General features: G+C 69.3%; 16 protein-coding genes and 1 pseudogene. 5 read left to right on the top strand and 12 right to left on the bottom strand.

What is annotated here, in order from left to right:
* Positions 1-10: 10 nt before the first annotated feature.
* The 5 genes and pseudogenes from J7F03_RS39735 to J7F03_RS39755 form a co-directional block, all read right to left on the bottom strand.
* Positions 11-343: a hypothetical protein gene (locus J7F03_RS39735; protein WP_214958089.1), complete on the bottom strand. Its 333-nt coding sequence runs from the start codon at positions 341-343 to the stop codon at positions 11-13.
* Between the two features lie 417 nt (positions 344-760).
* The gene (locus J7F03_RS39740) at positions 761-2,095 is read right to left on the bottom strand and encodes a hypothetical protein (protein ID WP_214958090.1); all 1,335 of its coding nucleotides are present in this window, start codon (positions 2,093-2,095) and stop codon (positions 761-763) included.
* A 490-nt stretch (positions 2,096-2,585) separates the two neighbouring features.
* Positions 2,586-3,291 (bottom strand): annotated as a pseudogene (locus J7F03_RS39745) (transposase); the annotation flags it as partial.
* 87 nt (positions 3,292-3,378) lie between these two features.
* Positions 3,379-4,635 carry an MFS transporter gene (locus J7F03_RS39750; protein ID WP_214958091.1) on the bottom strand — a complete coding sequence of 419 codons (1,257 nt, stop codon included), beginning with the start codon at positions 4,633-4,635 and terminating at the stop codon, positions 3,379-3,381.
* Complete coding sequence (locus J7F03_RS39755; RefSeq protein WP_251073187.1) at positions 4,616-5,275, bottom strand: disulfide bond formation protein DsbA; 660 nt, start codon at positions 5,273-5,275, stop codon at positions 4,616-4,618. Before J7F03_RS39755 ends, J7F03_RS39750 begins: the two co-directional genes overlap by 20 nt.
* 39 nt (positions 5,276-5,314) lie before the next feature.
* Between J7F03_RS39755 and J7F03_RS39760 the strand changes: the two genes are divergently transcribed.
* Positions 5,315-5,815, top strand: a complete 501-nt coding sequence (locus J7F03_RS39760) for a MarR family winged helix-turn-helix transcriptional regulator (RefSeq protein WP_214958092.1) — start codon at positions 5,315-5,317, stop codon at positions 5,813-5,815.
* Positions 5,816-6,279: 464 nt separating this feature from the next.
* Here the strand turns inward: J7F03_RS39760 and J7F03_RS39765 are convergent, their stop codons facing one another.
* Positions 6,280-6,645, bottom strand: a complete 366-nt coding sequence (locus J7F03_RS39765; protein WP_251073188.1) for a dihydrofolate reductase family protein — start codon at positions 6,643-6,645, stop codon at positions 6,280-6,282.
* A gap of 260 nt (positions 6,646-6,905) precedes the next feature.
* Between J7F03_RS39765 and J7F03_RS39770 the strand changes: the two genes are divergently transcribed.
* On the top strand, positions 6,906-9,803 hold the full coding sequence (locus J7F03_RS39770) for a collagenase (protein WP_251073189.1): 2,898 nt from the start codon (positions 6,906-6,908) through the stop codon (positions 9,801-9,803).
* Positions 9,804-9,810: 7 nt separating this feature from the next.
* Here the strand turns inward: J7F03_RS39770 and J7F03_RS39775 are convergent, their stop codons facing one another.
* Complete coding sequence (locus J7F03_RS39775) at positions 9,811-10,515, bottom strand: response regulator transcription factor (RefSeq protein WP_214958093.1); 705 nt, start codon at positions 10,513-10,515, stop codon at positions 9,811-9,813.
* On the bottom strand, positions 10,512-11,735 hold the full coding sequence (locus J7F03_RS39780; RefSeq protein ID WP_251073190.1) for a HAMP domain-containing sensor histidine kinase: 1,224 nt from the start codon (positions 11,733-11,735) through the stop codon (positions 10,512-10,514). Before J7F03_RS39780 ends, J7F03_RS39775 begins: the two co-directional genes overlap by 4 nt.
* 112 nt (positions 11,736-11,847) lie before the next feature.
* On the opposite strand from J7F03_RS39780, the gene J7F03_RS39785 reads away from it, so the two are divergent.
* Entirely contained in the window at positions 11,848-13,395 is a 1,548-nt protein-coding gene (locus J7F03_RS39785) for a hypothetical protein (RefSeq protein WP_214958094.1), read from the top strand.
* Between the two features lie 73 nt (positions 13,396-13,468).
* Here the strand turns inward: J7F03_RS39785 and J7F03_RS39790 are convergent, their stop codons facing one another.
* The 3 genes from J7F03_RS39790 to J7F03_RS39795 form a co-directional block, all read right to left on the bottom strand.
* Positions 13,469-14,332: a helix-turn-helix transcriptional regulator gene (locus J7F03_RS39790; RefSeq protein WP_214958095.1), complete on the bottom strand. Its 864-nt coding sequence runs from the start codon at positions 14,330-14,332 to the stop codon at positions 13,469-13,471.
* Between the two features lie 99 nt (positions 14,333-14,431).
* Positions 14,432-14,563 (bottom strand): hypothetical protein, encoded by a 132-nt coding sequence (locus tag J7F03_RS42210; protein WP_285440559.1) that lies wholly within the window; start codon positions 14,561-14,563, stop codon positions 14,432-14,434.
* 3 nt (positions 14,564-14,566) lie between these two features.
* The gene (locus J7F03_RS39795; RefSeq protein WP_214958096.1) at positions 14,567-15,394 is read right to left on the bottom strand and encodes an AraC family transcriptional regulator; all 828 of its coding nucleotides are present in this window, start codon (positions 15,392-15,394) and stop codon (positions 14,567-14,569) included.
* 49 nt (positions 15,395-15,443) lie between these two features.
* On the opposite strand from J7F03_RS39795, the gene J7F03_RS39800 reads away from it, so the two are divergent.
* A complete protein-coding gene (locus J7F03_RS39800) occupies positions 15,444-15,815 on the top strand; it encodes a cupin domain-containing protein (protein WP_214958097.1) in 372 nt (123 codons plus the stop codon).
* Positions 15,816-15,847: 32 nt separating this feature from the next.
* Positions 15,848-16,315: an SRPBCC family protein gene (locus J7F03_RS39805; protein ID WP_214958098.1), complete on the top strand. Its 468-nt coding sequence runs from the start codon at positions 15,848-15,850 to the stop codon at positions 16,313-16,315.
* 374 nt (positions 16,316-16,689) lie between these two features.
* Here J7F03_RS39805 and J7F03_RS39810 read toward each other — a convergent pair whose 3' ends face one another.
* Positions 16,690-17,271, bottom strand: coding sequence for a DM13 domain-containing protein (locus J7F03_RS39810; protein ID WP_214958099.1), 582 nt, complete (start codon positions 17,269-17,271; stop codon positions 16,690-16,692).
* Positions 17,272-17,458 lie beyond the last annotated feature (187 nt).

Here is a 17,458-nt window from a genome sequence, read left to right on the forward strand (position 1 = left end):
AGACCCGTGCTCACCGCTGCCACCCGGCGGCGGTCCATGCGGCGAGGGCGTCCAAGATGCCCTCGTGTGCCGGGTCCACCGCGATGTCCAAACCGATCAGGTCCTCGGCGGAGGTGGTGGTGAAGGTGAAGAACGAGCAGCAGCCGCTCTCCCGCTCCACCAGGTCCCTCACCCGCTCCTCGATGCCCGGCCCTCCAGCCAGCCCGAGACGCAGCCGCAATGGCTCGGGCCTCGACGAAGAGGTCAGCCGCTCGGAGAACAGCGCGTCCCACTCCGCGACCCGCAGGGGCCGCTCCTCGGTGGGCAGCGTGCAGGACCGCGGCACCCACGCCAGATCGCTCATGGCACTCACTCCCGTCGTCACGTCCCGCAGGCGGGGACACCTCCGACGGTAAACCTGTACCCGGGTACCGGTTGCAAGTCCGGTGGGCCTGGGTGGGGAAAACCACTGAGCATGTGTGGTGTTGGACGCAGAGTAGATGTCAGTGCGGCGCGGAATTTTGTCAGTGGCGCCAGTGTCTGATGCCGCGCTGGACGTAGCCGCGGGGCCCAGCACAGGAGCGCGGTGCGGCCGAGGTGCCACTCGTCGCAGAATTGGGAGAAGGCGTCGGAGCAGATGTTCTGGCCGGCGACGAGATGTTGTCCTGCAGCCACTCGCTCATGGAGTGCCCAGGATTGTGTGGAGCTTCCTTGAGCCCGGACTAAGGGCCATCCGTACGTTACGCAGAGCTATGCCGAGCCTCGTCAGGACAGAAGCTCGTCAGTCAGGCGGAGGGATGGCTGTGAACTCGCGGGCGACTTCGTGGGCGAGGCTGTACTTGATCCAGGTCTCGGGGTGGGTCAGGACGCGGTGGCCGAACCAGGCTGCTTTCAGGTTGGCGACCCGGTCCGCAGGGAACTCGCGGGGCACCCATTGTCCCGTGGATGCTGTGCGGCAGCGGTCGAGGAGGACGACAAAGTCGAACTTTGGCCGGATCGAAACCAGGCGCCCGACTCGCTTGGAGATCACCCCCCAATCGTCGCCTGAGCGGGGGTGCGGCGGGGTGCAGAGGAGCACGATGAGATCAGCGGACATGCCGTATTTCGCCGCGCTGAGGGCAACGTTGCCGCCGTGGCTGTGGGTGATCACCTTCTTGAACCGCTTGACGTCATGGTGGGCGGCCCAGCTGGCGAGCTCGTAGGCGGCCTTCTCACGGGATTCGAGTGCGTACTGCCCGGTCCATGCGTAGTAGTCGCTTCTGGTGTAGAGGTCCTGGCCCACGGCAGTGAGGGTCGTGTCGCACGGCTCGTCAGTACCAGGTTCCCGTTTGAGGTAGTTGAAGAGTTTGTCTCCCGGGCGCCACCACGCGGGCCTCGGCGTCTTCCTGATGCGTGACCAGGTTCCGTGCACGGTGATGGATGTTCCGGCGGGGGAGGTGTCGCTATCTCCTTCCGCTTCGGCGGCTGTGAGGAGCTCCGTCACAACCGGGTGTGCTGGCGCGATGGTGAACAGCGCGTCGGCCGCCATGTGCTCCACCGTCTCACTTCCGAAGATGCACCCTTCGGCGAGAGCTTCGACGGTAGGCCACCACAACACGGGACCCAGCTGGGCGGCGATCGCGGCGGACGCGACGCGGACGATCCGGTGCCGGCTGAGTTGCCCCATGGACACCAGCGCCGCTGCCGCCGACGCCCTGTCGTGGCCCTGTAGAACCTGCTCATACAGTCGGGGCATCACTTCCCCTGTCAGTGCTCCGACCTCCCCCTCCCACCAGCGGTCTGGCGACAAGTACGGCGACGCGATCGGCTGAGCCCAGCCGGTCCTTGCGGCCCAGTCGAACGGAAGCCGCATCTTCAGGTGATGTTCGAGGTACTGCTCGACAGCCACCGGAGGGAAGTGATTTTCGGCATTCTGGGGGGATCGCCAGAGATCCGGGATCTCGGGGATCTCCAAAACATGCGCGTCTTCGCTCTCTGCCTTAATTACCTCTCGCTGGTTGAGCAGCTGCAGACCGAGCCCGATGATCTGGGCGGCCTGCGACCATGCCGCCGTGTCGTCGTCGCGAGCGAAGGCTGCTTCACCGGGGAGCGGCTGCTCGATCACAGGATCTGTCATCCACCCAGACTTGATCACAGGGCGGCGAACCAGGGGAGACACTCCCGTGCGTGAAGGGCGGGCCACTCGGACAGTCGCCGTGCGACACCCGGTCGCAGCAGGGCCTCGACCGCTTCCACGAGAACTGCTCTACAGCCTTCAAATGCTTCCCGAGCCACCAACACCCACTGACACGGACTCTGCGCCCCCACTGTCATAACCCTGCGCATCCCACTGACATCCACCCTGCGCACGACATGTGGGGTCACCCCAAGTAAGGAATGGCCGTCTTCAAAAGAGCCCGATCACCCCCGAAAAGGGTGAACCGCATCTCCGCCTCACGGTCGTAAAGCAACGTCTCGTGAGACATGCGAACCGCGAAGAACACCTTCATGGGCATGTTGTTCCACTGCCTCCAGAACGGTCACACCTACGACGAAGCAATCGCCTTTCCCCAGCCCACACTCGGACTCACCACAGCGGCGGCTTGACGCTTATCCGCGTGGGATGTCTTGTCCCCGGCGACCGCGTCCGGCCTGGTGCGAGGCCGCCCCACTGGGCCGCGGACCCGGATCTTCCCCAGCACCGGGATGAACTGTGGGCTGTCGGCCGCCTGTCCCGCGGTCAAGACGAACGCCAACGGCCGGCACTTGCGGTCGTGCGGCGAGATGGACCTTTGACGTCTGCCCGCCCCGTGAGCGCCCCAGCAGAGCGGCCTTCAGCCGGACCCTGCGCCGGCGCCGGACGCGTCGCCGCTCGTCCCGCTCGGGATCGGCACCGCCGTCCTGCCCGCTTCGTCCCTCGGGACCGCCCCCTTTGACCTCGCCTCCTCCTCTTCGGCGGCAGCCTTCTCCAAAGCGGCGAGCACGTCCTGGCTCGTGTGCATCCCGGCGGCATCGTGATGGGCCCGCACGGTGGTGGAGTCGATACTGACCACCGACAGATCCACCTCAACCCGCTTCGCGGCCTCCGCGATCAGGCCCTCCAGCAGGGCCTCGAACACGCCGGCGTCACGCCACTGCCGGAAACGATTGGGACACCGTCGACCAGGCACCGAATTCCTGCGGCATCTCCCGCCACTGCCCGCCGGTCCTGAACCGCCGGACCACGCCCTCGAACTGCTGGCGCAACCGCTCGGGGTACGGGCCGTACTCGCCGATCGGCAGGTACGGCTCGATGAACTCCCACTCCACATCGGTCAGCTGCGCACGCGTCACGCAAGACGATCTACCGGATCGAAGATCAGCACGAGGGGAGAACCCGCTCATTGATCACGACGCGATACGCGCCCTGGGCCCCGTGCGTCAGGTCATGACTTCCCGGGCAGCGGCCGGGGCTTTGCGGGTGCTGCTCACGACGTGCGCCGGCAGCACGCGCTCGGCGTACAGCAGGATGGCCGCGCCGGTCAGGACCATCAGGGCCAGTACCGTCCACAGGTGCCACCGCCCGGCGTCGAGCAGGAATCCCAGCAGCGCGGGCGCGATGGTGCGGCAGACCGACCAGGACAGCTGATAGGTCGCCAGGTACCGCCCGCGCAGGTGATCGGGGGCAGCCTGGACCGACAGTCCCTGCGATGGTGCGGAGTGGATGAGCTCACCGGCGGTGTAGAGCACCGCGACCGCCAGGACGGCGACGACGGCGCCGGCGCCGCTGAAGAACCGGGGAAGGGCCGCGAAGGCCGCGAAGGAGAGCGCGAAGACGAACGCGCCGAACGCGGCCGTCCGCGTACGCCTCCCCCGGAGGGTCAAACGGGCGACCGGGACACCGAGCGCGGCGACCATGACGGTGTTGAGCGCGAACACGGCTCCGGCCAGGGCGTCGGGGATGCCGACGTCCCGGGTGAGGAAGATCGGTAGGGCGATGGCCTGCGTGGTATAGCCGAAGGCGATCAGGAAGTTGGCCGCTGTGATGAGCAGGTAGGGGCGGTCGGCGAGAACCTGCCGGTATCCGCCCCCGGTGCCCTCCGCTGCCCCGGCCCTGCCGTGGACGGCCGGGATACGGGCGACCAGCACCGCGGCGACGGCGAAGACCGCGGCGAGAACCACGGCGGCGCCGATGAAACCGGCGCTGCCGTTCCACGCCAGCATGCCTGCCGCCGCCAGGCTCCCGAAGCCCATGCCGGCGTTGCGCAGGCTGCGGTCCCATGCCAGCAGCCGGTCGCGCTCGGCCCCTTGTGCGATGTCACCGATGAGGGCGTGCTGGCTGGGCGATGAGGCCCACATCCCCACCGCGACCACCAGGGCTATCACCAGAAAAGCGGGATAGGAGTCGGCGAACGGGTAGGCGGCGAATCCGGCGGCCCGCAACGCGAGCACACCGATGAGCACCCGCCGGCCGCTGAACCGGTCGATGAGGACGCCCGCGATCGGCATGAACGCCAGGGCGCAGAGCCCGGCGATGGTCAGCCCCGCGCCGATCGACGTCAGCGACAGGCCGGTGAGCGAGTGGACGAACAGCATCGTCAGCGGCACGTATATGCCGTCACCGATCGAGCTGACCAGGCTCGCGCCGATGAGCCGGCGCCGGGTCCGAACGCCGGGTTCAGCGGAAGTCGAGCGCACCGCGGCCCCGCTTCAGCTCGGCGAACGCTCCGATCCCCGCCAGGGTCCGAGTGGCCTGGAACAGCCGTACCGCCTCCTCGCCCCTCGGGACGGCGGTGAGGACGGGGCCGAAGAAGCCGGCGCCGTCCACGGTGATGACGGGTGTCCCGGTCTCTTCGCCGACCGCTTCCTGTCCGGCCCGGTGGCCGGCCCGCAAGGCCGCGTCGAACTCGTCGGTGTGCGCGGCCTTGGCCAGGGACGCGGGCAGGCCGAGTGCGTCGAGGGACTCGGTGACGACCGCGTCGTAGTCCTTGTTGCGCCCCACGTGGATGCGCTCGCCGAGCGCGGTGTAGAGCTCGCGCAGCACGGTGTTGCCGTGGAGGACTTCGACGGCCGCGCACACCCGGGCCGGGCCCCAGGCGCGGTCGTTGAACTCGCGGTACCAGGGCTCGAGTTCGCGGTGCTCGTTGAGTACGGACAGGCTCATGATCCGGAATTGCAGGTCGATCGGCTGGAGCCGTTCGACTTCGAGCAGCCATCGGGAGGTGACCCAGGCGAAGGGGCAGGCGGGGTCGAAGTAGCAGACGACCGGCACCGCCGCCTGAGGGGTGATCCGAGGGACGGTGCGAGAGACGGCCCGAGGGACAGCATTGTCTTCCATGGAAGACATATTATCATCCGCGGAAGATACAGTGAAGGCATGCAGACCGACGCCATCACCGCCATCGTCGAACAGTGGAAGCACGAGCGCCCCGATCTGGACGCGGCGCCGATGCTCGTCATCGGCCGGCTCTTCCGGCTCGCCGACACACTGGACCAGCGCCTACGCCCGCCCTTCCAGGCCGCGGGCCTGGGCGGCGGCGACTTCGACGTGCTGGCGGCGCTCCGGCGGGCCGGGGAGCCCTACGCGCTGTCCGCGGGTGAACTCAGCCGCACCGTCCTGGTCACCACCGGCGCGATCACCAAGCGGGTCGACCGGCTCGAAGCCCGTGGCCTGGTCGGCAGATCCGTCGCCGAGACCGATTCGCGCGGACGCCTCATCACCCTCACCGCCGAGGGCGTCGACCTGACCGACGAGCTCATCGCCGTCCACCTGGACAACCAGCGTCGCCTCCTCGCCGGACTCAGCGCCGACGAGCAGACACGACTTGCCCACCTGCTCGAACGATTCACCTCGACGCTGACCCCAGGTGATGACTGACGACTGACACCGCGGCCGGCGTCAAAGCGGCGCAGCAGGCCGCCGGGAGGCGGTCGGTTCAGCGGCACAGGGCCGTGTCCACGACCTCGTCGAGATGCCTCGTGGTCGCCCCGCAGGTCGGGATGCTGGTCACCGCAACGCCGGCGGCGCGGCCGTCGTCGGTGACTCCGCCACGCGTCTCGTATCCCTGGATGTCACCCGTCGGCGTGCACCAGTGCGTACAGGCCCTGCCGGACGGTGTCCGGCCTGGCGGCGGCGGACGCCATTCCCGAATGCGACCGCCGGCGACGATCCCGCTACCCGCCCGGCTCAGGTAGGGATACCCCCCGCCGCGCGCCCGGCCATTGGGGAACGGGGGCGAGCGTGAACGCCCAGGCGGCGGTGACGGCTTCGGGAACGAACGGCCTGGGGCTCACAGCGCCCCGCCCCCTGCACCCCGGCGGACGCCGCCGACCGATCGGGGCTCAGCGAACTCGGTCGTAGACGAGTGCCAACGTGCCGTGCTCGCCCGCGGCTTGGCTGACGAGCGCCCGCTGCCCAGCGGGCAGGCCGTCAGCGAAGAGGCGCGGCCCGCCGCCGAGGAAGACCGGAAGGATCGTGAGCGCCAGTCGGTCGATCTTGTCGGCCGCCAGGAGCGCCTTGATGACGCTCGCGCTGGTGAGCACGAGGATATCGCCGCCTTCGGTTGCCTTGAGCTCCGCGACCACCTCGGCGGTCGGCTCGTCGACGATCGTCGTCCGCGCCCACGGCGCCTGGACACGCCACCCTGCGCGCGTCTTCGAACGAGCCGGCAGCGGCAGCGGGGCCGGCAGCCATCCGCGCCGCACCATCGCGCCACAGGATCCGGGCAGTTGACGGCAAACCGGGCAGATGGGTCGGGGAATCCGGACCCGATGGCGCCTCGGATGCCGAAAAGTACTACCGAGGGATTTCCAGGGCCATGTGATGTGTGCCATGTTACATCGCACACTCACTTACCGTGTGCACGACAGAGTTGGAATCCCCACCAACTCCCTTTGCTGCCACGGTCCGTACTCGACATTCGCCGTGTTCCAGCACGGCCGCAGACCGGCTCGGAGGCCCACCCCCCATGCCAAGTTCCCCCACGACGAGAGGCCGCATCCGGCCCCTCATAACCGCCCTGGCCTGCTGTCTGGGCCTGACCATGCTCGCCCCCGTCGGCCAGGCGTTCGCAAGTGAGCCCAAGCCCACCGCCCCGGCCCCGTCCTGGAAGTCGGGCATCGCCCCGCAGCCCTCGACGGAAGCGGCCGCGGCCGCCGCGCTCAGGGCCGAGCACGCCGCCCGGCCGAACACGGACCTGTCCGATCGCGCCCCGCTCCGGGCCGCTGCGGACCCGGCGCAGAGCGAACAGTTCAAAGCCAAGCCGAAGTCGGCACCGGGCGCCGACGGCCTCGCCGCGGCCTGCAACGTCGCGGACTTCACCTCGAAGACCGGCAGCGCGCTGGTCCAGCAGATCAAGACCTCCGAGATGGACTGCGTGAACTCGCTGTTCCTGCTCAAGGGCCCCGACGCGAAGGCCGCGTTCCGCGAGGCACAAATGGTCTCGGTAGCCGACGCGCTGCGCTCCAACTCCGCCAACTACCCTGGCGACAACAGCACTTCAATCGGGCAGTTGGTGCTCTACCTGCGTGCCGGGTATTTCGTGCAGTGGTACAACGCGTCCACCGTCGGCACCTACGGCCCGGCCCTGAAGAGCTCGATCCAGGGCGCCCTGGACACCTTCTTCGCCGCGCCGCGCTCCAACGACGTGACCGAGGCCAACGGCAGGACCCTGTCCGAGGCGGTCGTCCTGGTCGACAGCGCCCAGGAGAACGCCCGCTACCTCGGCGTGGTCAAGCGCATGCTGACCGGCTACAACTCCTCCTACGACAGCTCCTCGTCGATGGTCGCGGCGGTCAACAACGCCTACACCATCCTGTTCCGCGGCCATCAGACCCCGGAGTTCCTGCCCGCCGTGCAGGCCGACCCGAGCATCTTCACCGTGCTGCGCGACTTCGCCGTCGCCCACGACGACCTGCTGGGCACCGGGAAGTCCTACCTGACCGCCAACGCCGGCCGTGAACTCGGCCGCTTCCTGCAGCACTCGGCGCTCCAGGCGACCGTCCGGCCGCTCGTGAAGCAGCTGCTCGACCGCGGCGCGATCACCGGGCGGACCGCTTCGCTCTGGGTGCCGCTGGCCGCGATGACCTCTTCGTACGACGCGGCCAACTGCGCCTACTACAAAACCTGTGACCTGCCGAGCCGGGTTCGTGCCGCCGTGCTGACGGTCAATCACACCTGCAGCCCGAGCCTGCGGATCGTCGCACAGCAGATGACCGCCGCCGAACTGTCCGCCAGCTGCACCAGCCTGGCCAACCAGGACGCCTTCTTCCACAACGTGGTCAAGGACGGCGGCGCGGTCGCGAACGACAACAACACCAGCCTCGAGGTGGTGGCGTTCGACTCCAGCGCCGACTACCAGACCTACGCCGGCATCATCTTCGACATCCGCACCGACAACGGCGGCATGTACCTCGAGGGCAACCCGGCCGCCGCCGGGAACCAGCCGCGCTTCATCGCCTACGAGGCGGAGTGGGTGCGGCCGGAGTTCCAGATCTGGAACCTCAACCACGAGTACACCCACTACCTCGACGGCCGTTTCGACATGTACGGCGACTTCAACGCGGGCATGACGACCCCGACCGTCATGTGGGTCGAGGGCCTGGCGGAGTACATCTCGTACTCGTACCGCAACGTCACCTACGATCGCGCGGTCACCGAAGCGGGCAAGAACACGTACAAGCTCAGCACGCTGTTCGACACCACCTATGACAACTCCGACTCCACGCGCGTCTACCAGTGGGGTTACCTGGCGGTGCGCTACCTGATCCAGTCACACCCGCAGGACGTGGCCACGCTGCTCGGCCACTACCGCACCGGGAACTGGGCGGCCGCCCGCACGCTGCTCACCTCCACCATCGGCACCCGCTACGACGCGGACTTCGCTGCCTGGCTGGTCAAGTGCGCTGCCGGCGACTGTGGCGGCACCACGACCCCGCCGGTCAACCAGACCCCGGTGGCCGGGTTCACCGCCGCGGTGAACGCTCTGGCCGTCAACTTCACCGACGCCTCCACCGACGCGGACGGCACCATCGCCTCCCGCTCCTGGAACTTCGGTGACGGCACCAGCTCCACCGCCGTCAGCCCTGCCAAGACCTACACCACGGCCGGCACCTACACCGTCCGGCTCACGGTCACCGACAACAAGGGCGCCACCGCCAGCACCAGCAAGGCGGTCACCGTGGGTGCTGCCGGTCCCGCCGAGTGCGCCAACCCCGACACCCGGGTGCTGGGCGACAACTGCCGCCGCTCCGACGTCTCGGCCACCGCCGGGAACTACCGCTACTTCTACCTGAACGTCCCGGCCGGCACCACCTCGCTGAAGATCACCGTCTCGGGCGGCACCGGAAACGCCGACCTCTACTACAGCCCCACCACCTGGGCCACCACGAACAACTACACGGCCCGCTCGGCGCAGAGCGGCAACACCGAGACCCTGACCATCAACAACCCGCCGTCCGGCTACGTCTACATCAGCCTTTACGCCGTCCAGGACTTCGCCAACGTCACCGTCTCGACCCGGTTCGGGGCGGCCCCCTCGGAGTGCACGGCCACCGACACCCGGGTGCTGGCTGCCGACTGCATCCGCTCCGGTGTCTCGGCCACCGCCGGGAACTACCGCTACTTCTACCTGAACGTCCCGGCCGGCACCACCTCGCTGAAGATCACCGTCTCAGGTGGCACCGGAAACGCCGACCTCTACTACAGCCCCACCACCTGGGCCACCACGAACAACTACACGGCCCGCTCGGCGCAGAGCGGCAACACCGAGACCCTGACCATCAACAACCCCCCGTCCGGCTACGTCTACATCAGCCTGCACGCCGTCCAGGACTTCGCCAACGTCACCGTCTCCACCCAGTTCTGACCTTGCCTCAGGTATCGGCCCCCACCTCACGAGAAGAGGTGGGGGCCGACGTCGCCCCGGCGATGCGGTAACCCACCCCGGGCGTCGTCGTGATGACCGGCGGACTGCCCAGCTTGCGGCGTAGCCGGCCCACGGTGACGGCCACCGTGTTGGTGAAGGGGTCGGCGTACTCGTCCCACACCTGTTCCAGCAGGTCCTCGGCGCTCAGGAAGCCCGGACAGGCCCGCAGGAGCGCCTCCAGGACGGCGAACTCCTTTACGGAGAGCTCGAGCCGGCAGCCCTCCCGCACAGCGGTGCGGCGTACCGGGTCGAGTTCGAGGCCGGCCGCACGCAGCGTACGGGCCCGGGCCGCGGGCCTGCGGCGGGCCAGGGAACGTATGCGCAGGATCAGCTCCGGAAAGTGGAAGGGCTTGGCGAGGTAGTCGTCGGCGCCCAGCGTGAGACCGCTGACGCGGTCGCCGGGCGACCCTGCGGCGGTCAGCATCAGGACCATCGCGCGATCGTCCCGCTCGGTGATCATCTGGCAGAGCGTGTCGCCGTGGATGCCGGGCAGGTCCCGGTCGAGGACCACCACGTCGTACGCGTTGACGTCGAGCTTGGCCGCGGCGGCCAGCCCGTCGTGCGCGACGTCGACGGCCATCCCCTGGTCCCGCAGCCCTTCGGCGACGACCTCTGCGAGTGATCTCGCGTCCTCGACGACCAGAATCCTCACGGTGTCACCTCTCCGTCTCCCCTGTATCCCCTGTCTCCTCTGTCTTCCCTGTCTCCTCTGTCTTCCCTGGATCCGGCCGTCGACGCCATCGCGGCCGTCACCCTCAGGCCGCCCTCCGACCGGGCTCGCAGGTCGAGGCGGCCGCCGTGCGCGGCGACGATCGCGGCGACGATCGACAGCCCGAGGCCGGAACTCTCTTCCGAACCGGTCCTGTCGGCGCCGAGCCGCTCGAACGGCTGTGTCAGCCGGTCCACTTGGTGCTGGTCGAGGACGCTGCCTCCGGTCTCCACGACGAAGCGTGACTCGATGCCGTCGCCCTCGGTGACGACCCGGATCCAGCCGCCCCCCTGGTTGTGCGTGATCGCGTTGTCGATCAGGTTCTGCACCATCCGGGAGAGCAGCGCCGGACTGCCCCGCGTCCAGGCGGTGTTCGGCCCGACGCCGTCGTCGACGGTCAGGTTTTTCGCGGCGATGTCGGCGTCCCGGACGGCCAGCGCTTCCTTCGCCAGCCCGCCGAGCGATACGGGAACCCGATCGGGCAGTACGCCGTGCTGTGCCCGGGCCAGGACGAGGAAGCCGTCCAACAGGGTGTCCACCCGGTCGAGTTCGGTCCGCAACCGGTCGGCGAGTACGACGGTCTGCGCCGCGGGCTCCGGTTTGGCGACGGCCACGTCCAGCGACGCCCGCATCGTCGCCAGCGGCGTACGCAGTTCGTGCGAGGCGTTGGCGACGAACCGGCGCTGCGCGGCGAACGAGGACTCCAGACGTGCCAGGAGGCCGTCGATGGTGTCGGCGAGCTCTTTGACCTCGTCGGCGGGTCCGGTGACGTCGAGCCGCTGGTGCAGGTTCTCCGCGGAGATCCGCCGCGTCGCCGCGGTGATCAGCCGCAATGGGCGCAGGACGCGGCCGGCGAGGACCCTGCCGAGCAGGAGCGAGACGACGGCCATCACCGCCATCGCGATCAGCGAGCCGAACAGCAGTTGGCGGGACTGCCTCGCGTGCACGTTCGCGAGCTGTTCCTCCAGATCGCGGATGTGCTGCTCGGCGCCGGGGCTCGGCCCCCCGGACGGGAACGGCAGGGGTGCGACGCTCGACGAGTCGCTGCCTGACAGCAGGTAGGTCAGGGCGAGCAGCCCGATCCCCGACAGGAGGAAGACCGTGGCGTACAGAATCGTGAACCGCCGTCGGACGGTCCTGCTCCCGCTCCGCGACTCGCCCATGGTTCCTCTCCTTGTCGGGGTCCGACTGGAGTCAGCATGCCCCGCCGCACTTAACAGCGTCATGACAGCAGCGGTTCGGATCCCGTTACCGGTGCTTCCGTAGAACAGGACCATGCTCACAACCAACGAACTGCTCCGGCGGGAATGGACCGGCTTCCGGCGTCCGGGCAGGCTGGTGGTGATGGCGGCCGCGGCCCTGGTCCTCCTCGCCCTCGGTCTGTTCTACGCGTTCGGCAACCATGCCTCCTGCGACGGCCCCTGCGCGACCGATCCGACCGGACCGAACGGCTCGCCCGTCAGCGACCAGTTCTACTTCACGCATCGTGATCTGCCGGAGAACGGCAGCATCACGGTCCGGATGACGTCCATGACGGGCACCATCACCTACCCGCCGCCCCACCACGACCAGATCGTCCCCGGCCTGGTGCCATGGGCGAAAGCCGGGATCATCATCAAGGACGGCGTCCGCCAGGGATCCTCGTACGCGGCCTTGATGCTCACCGGCAGCCACGGGGTGCGGATGCAGTACGACTACGGCCATGACATCGCCGGCAGCGGCGGCGGAGTCTCGGCGCAGTCCCCGCGGTGGCTCCGGCTGACGCGGTCCGGCGACACCGTCACCGGTGACGAGTCCGCCGACGGCAAGCTATGGGCGAAGGTCGGCACGGCGAAGCTGTCCGGGCTGCCCGGGACCGTACAGGTCGGCATGTTCGCCGCCTCCCCCGGCGACCTGACGCTGCGGCGCGTCGGCCTCGGCGGCGCCACGGAACAGGTGCGCTTCACGCAGGCCGTCGGCGCCTTCGACAACATCAGTCTGGAAGGCGCAACCGCCGCCGGTGGGTGGAAGGGCGAGGCCGTCGGCGAGATGAACCGCTCCGACTGGGAGAAGCACCACAAGGCGTCCGGGGCGGTCGAGGAAGGCGGCACGATCACCGTCGCCGGCATCGGCGACATCGGCCCTACGGGAACCGCGGGCACCCGACCCGTGGAGCGCGCCCTCGGCGGCCTGAGTCTCGCACTGCTCATCGTGCTGGTGGTCGCGGTGCGGTTCGCCACCAGCGAGTACCACCGCGAACCCGCGGGCGGCGCGCCGCCCGTACGCCGGGTGTTCCTGGCGAGAGCGGCCATCGTCGGAGCCGCGACGTTCGTCACGGGACTGCTGTCCGTGGCCGTCGTGATCCCGGTCGGCACGATGATCCTGAAGGGGAACGGGGTCGCCGTCATCGGGATCTCGACGCTCACGGGGGTGCGGGTCGCCACGGGTGTCGCCGCGGCGCTGGCCCTCTCGACGGTACTGGCCTTCGCGCTCGGCAGCGTCCTGCGGCGCGGCCTGCCGGCGATCCTCCTCGCCGTCTCGGCGATCGTCGTCCCCTACGTCGTGACCACGCTCCCGCTGCTGCCCGACGGCCTGTCGCAGTGGCTGCTGCGGATCACCCCGGCCGCCGGCTTCGCCGCCCAACAGACCCTCGTCGCATATCCGCAGGTCGTCGCCCACTACGCGCCGTCGGCCGGCTACTTCCCGCTCCCGTGGTGGGCCGGGATCGCCGTGCTGTGCGCGTACACGGTGATCGTCGTGGCTCTTGCTCTGAGGCGGCTGCCGCGGAGTGACGGGCAGTCCGATCGGGCCGAGCGAACCGAGCAGACCGCGGACTGGAGGTGACGGATGACGGCGCGGGGGCCTGGGGCTCCCGCGCCGTCTCCTCAAGCCCATCGGGCCGGCCGGCGGTCCGCCGTCAGTGTGGCCCTGAGGAAGCGGGGGTGGTCCACGCGAGCAGCATGCGCAGGGCGTCGTGGGAGGGGGTGCCGGGCTGGGCGGCGTAGGTGATCAGCGCCTGATCGGGGTCTTCCGCGGTGCGCAGGGTCTCGTAGGCGAGTTCCAGGCTGCCGACGACGGGGTGATGGAACCGCTTGGTGCCGGCGGTCTTGTCCTGGACGGGGTGTTCGGCCCACCAGCGGCGGAAGTCCTCGCTCTTCAGGGACAGTTCGCCGATCAGGTTCGCCAGCTTGGGGTCGTCGGGGTGTCGACCCGCTGCCAGGCGCAGGTAGGCGACGTTCTCGCGGGCGCAGGCGGTCCAGTTCGCGTAGAGGTGTCGGGAGGCGGGGTCCAGGAAGGTGATCCGGGCGATGTTGCGCTCTGCCCGCGGCAGGGCTTCGTAGTCTCCGAACAGTGCGGACGCTGCCGGGTTCCAGGCCAGAAGGTCCATGCGGCGGTCCATGACCATCGCGGGCAGGTCCGTCAGTTCGTCCAATATGCGCTGGAGCATGGGGCGTACGCGTTGCGACGGGGCCGGACGGCGGGAGGCCTTGCGTGCGGTGGACTGTGCCCGGGTGAGGCGGTGGAGGTGCGCGGTCTCGTCCGGGTCGAGGCGCAGGGCGTGGGCGAGGGCGTCCAGGACGGCGGGCGAAGGGTTGGGTACGCGGCCCTGTTCCATCCGGGTGTAGTAGTCGACGCTCACACCGGCGAGCTGGGCGAGCTCCTCGCGGCGCAGTCCGGCCACCCGGCGTCGTCCGCCGAAGTCCGGAAGCGCGACGTCCTCGGGTCGCAGATGGGAGCGGCGGGTGCGCAGGAACTCGCCGAGGCCGAGCGTTGTGATCATGCGGACAGTGTGCCGGTTCGTGGGGCGCCGAGCCTGGCCCTCTTGGGGCCAGGCTCGACAACGCGCGCCGAGCGGCTCCGGCACGAAGGGCTCGATCACCTACAGCACGGTGTCGTCGAGCGGTTCACGTGTGACGGTCTCGAAGTCGGCCGGCGCCTGCGGGTCCTGACGGAAGTAGTCCTGCCAGAAGCCGGGGCGCTGCCACAGCAGTGGTCGACGCTCGCGCGGCACCTCCTATCCTTGCTCGCGCTCGCGCTCGCGCGAGGCGGCGTAGCGGGCGGGTGTGACGCTCAGGTGGCGAGTGAAATGCCGGTTGAGGTGGGCCTGGTCGTAGAAGCCGACCGTCGTGGCGACGTCGGCCGGCCGCCGGCCGGCGAGGAGGAGTCGGCGTGCCCGGTCGATGCGTCTACCGGTGAGGTAGACGTGCGGGGGCAGTCCGTAGGTCTGCTTGAAGCAGCGGATGAGGTGGGTGGGGTGGGCGTGGAGGATCGACGCGGCCTCGTTCAAGGTCACCCCGGTGGGGATGCGTGCGTCGAGCAGGTCGCGCAGGGCGGCAGCCGTTCGCCCGGCCTCACGGCCCGGTGCCGTGACCTGCGCGGCGTTGAGGTGGAAGAGCAGTCGCTCGCGGACGAGGGCCAGTCGGGACTCCGCCTCGAACTCGTCCCCGGGGCCGGCGAGTGCTTCGTGCAGTTGGTGGATGCGATGGCGCAGCAGTCCGTCTCCGTGGACGGGGCCGTCGACCGCGGCCCCCGCCAATCGCTCGGGAAGGACACGGGTGTCGAGGTAGAGGACGCGTTTGCGGAATCCCGACCGGTTGATCGTCTTCCCGTCGTGGGGGACGCCGGGCGGCAGCAGGACGAGCGTGCCCGTGCCGGCGGCGCCATGCCGACGGCGATCGACGCCGAAGTCCACCGACCCCGCGTCGAGGATCATCAGGTCCCACGTGTCGTGGGTATGGACCGGGTAGGCGTGGTCCGTGAAGTGGGCATGGAAGACCTCGGCGATCCCCGCGACCGAAGGCCGCCAGGCACTGATCCGCGTTCGGGGCGGGTCGCTCGTCATGTCAGGAACGTACAAGACCAGAGCCGACCGGCGGCGGCACCCTCATGACATGACCGCATCCCACGCATCGATCAACCTTGCCCACAAGCTCTCGCAGTTCGACGAGCTCTGGACCCAGAAGAAGATCGCCGATCTCAACGACTACGAGGTCAAACTCGCCAAGCTGCACGGCGAGTTCGTCTGGCACACCCACCAGGACACCGACGAGCTGTTCCTCGTCATCAGCGGCCGGCTCACCATCCAGCTCAGGGACGGCGACGTCATCCTCGAACCCGGCGAACTCTTCGTCGTGCCCCGGGGCGTCGAGCACCGCCCCGTTGCCGATGAAGAGACGGCCATCCTCCTCCTGGAACCGGCAGGAGTCCTCAATACAGGGGACGCGGGTGGGCCGAGGACCAAGGCAGCCGAGACGTTGGCCTGACGTCACGGCCTCTTCGGTCCTAACATCGGGCCATGGGCAGAACCGACCGCGCCGGCCGGGTGATCGCGGCGCCCCCGGCGACCGTCTACGCCGCTCTCCTGGACCGGGAGTCCCTCGAGGCCTGGCTGCCGCCGGACGGCATGCACGGGCGGATCGAACGGTGGGATCCGCGGCCCGGTGGCGGGTTCCGGATGGTCCTCACGTACCTCGACCCCGCCGACAGCCCCGGCAAGACCTCGGACGCGACGGATGTCGTGGACGTCGCGTTCGCCGACCTGGTGCCACCGGAGCGCGTGGTGCAGCGGGCGGTGTTCGAGAGCGACGACCCGTCGTACGCGGGCACCATGACGATGACCTGGCACCTCGCTGCCACCGGTGACGGAACCGAGGTGACCGTCACCGCCACGGACGTGCCGCCCGGCATCGACCAAGCGGCCCATGAGGAAGGCATCGCCTCCTCGCTGGCCAACCTGGCGTCGTACGTCGAAGCCGGCGGCTGACGCAGGTCGCCGGGTAACGCGACCTGCGGGACGCCGGCCTACGCGCGGTTGCGCGATTGCGTGGGTTACGCGCGTTACGCGCGTTACGCGCCAGGGATCCAGTAGTTGTGGAGGGGGAAGGTCTTGGGCTGCTGGGGTGAGGCGAGCATGCCCAGGCCTGCGGCGATCGGCATCAACCGTTCGGAGAACCTCGTCCCTCCTGGCTAGCGGGCGGTCGCCCTCCCCCGCCGCACCTCGCGGCCGTGCCCGGCCACAGCACATCACCCGGGGCAGCACGCCGCGCCGCTCCCACGCCGCAGCGCCGGCTCCGTACGCTCCGGCGGCAGCCTGAAGGATGTCCGAGCCGCCGGCCTGTCCGGTCTGCCGGTGACGGCTCAGACGGCTCCGAGGGCCGCCGCGCCGAAGGAGACGTCGAAGCGGGCGCACCAGATGGTGACGCTGCTGTAGTCGGCCGTGTTCACGTCGGCCGGGATCTCGTAGTTCTGGTCGCCCCTGTTGCCCTTGAGCTTGCCCAGGCTCACGTACTTGCCGTCGTCGAAGACCCGCCAGCCCGCCGCGCCCTCCTTCACGGGCGCGTCGCTCAGCCACACCCGCAGGTCGGGGCCGTTGCTGGTGTCGAGGTTCTCCAGGCGCAGGGTGTGGGAGCCGTCGGGGAGCCGGACCACCTTGGCCGTGCCCGTGGTGGTGTGCTCGTGGCTGATCAGCGAGCCCTGGGCGACCGTCTTCGGTCCGGCCTGAGCAGCCGGTGCCGGCGAGCCGCCATTCGCGGAAGCGGGCCCGGGTACGGCCGAGGACACGGATGACGGTGCGGCCGGCAGGGCCTCGTGGACGGCGTCGTTCTGCCACAGCTTCCACGGCTGGAACCAGTACAGCCCGGCGCCGAGCGCCGGCGTCGCCACGATGACCAGGCCGACCAGCAGCCTGCTGCCGCGCCGGTGCCGCTTTGTCTCTGCCATCGTGCCGATACCTCTCCTCGCGGATCCGTTCCTCGTTCCCCCACATTCAATGCGGCGGAGGTCCGTGGCACCAGCTCCGTCCTGGTGACGAAAGGCTTACGTCCACTGGCCGAGCCGCGTCATCGAGGCTTCCGACCGCTCCTGCTCCCGGAGGGGCGGGGGTGCGGCTTGGGTTCTAGGAGTCGTT

Source organism: Streptomyces sp. ISL-43, from assembly GCF_018614195.1.
Taxonomy (GTDB): domain Bacteria; phylum Actinomycetota; class Actinomycetes; order Streptomycetales; family Streptomycetaceae; genus Streptomyces.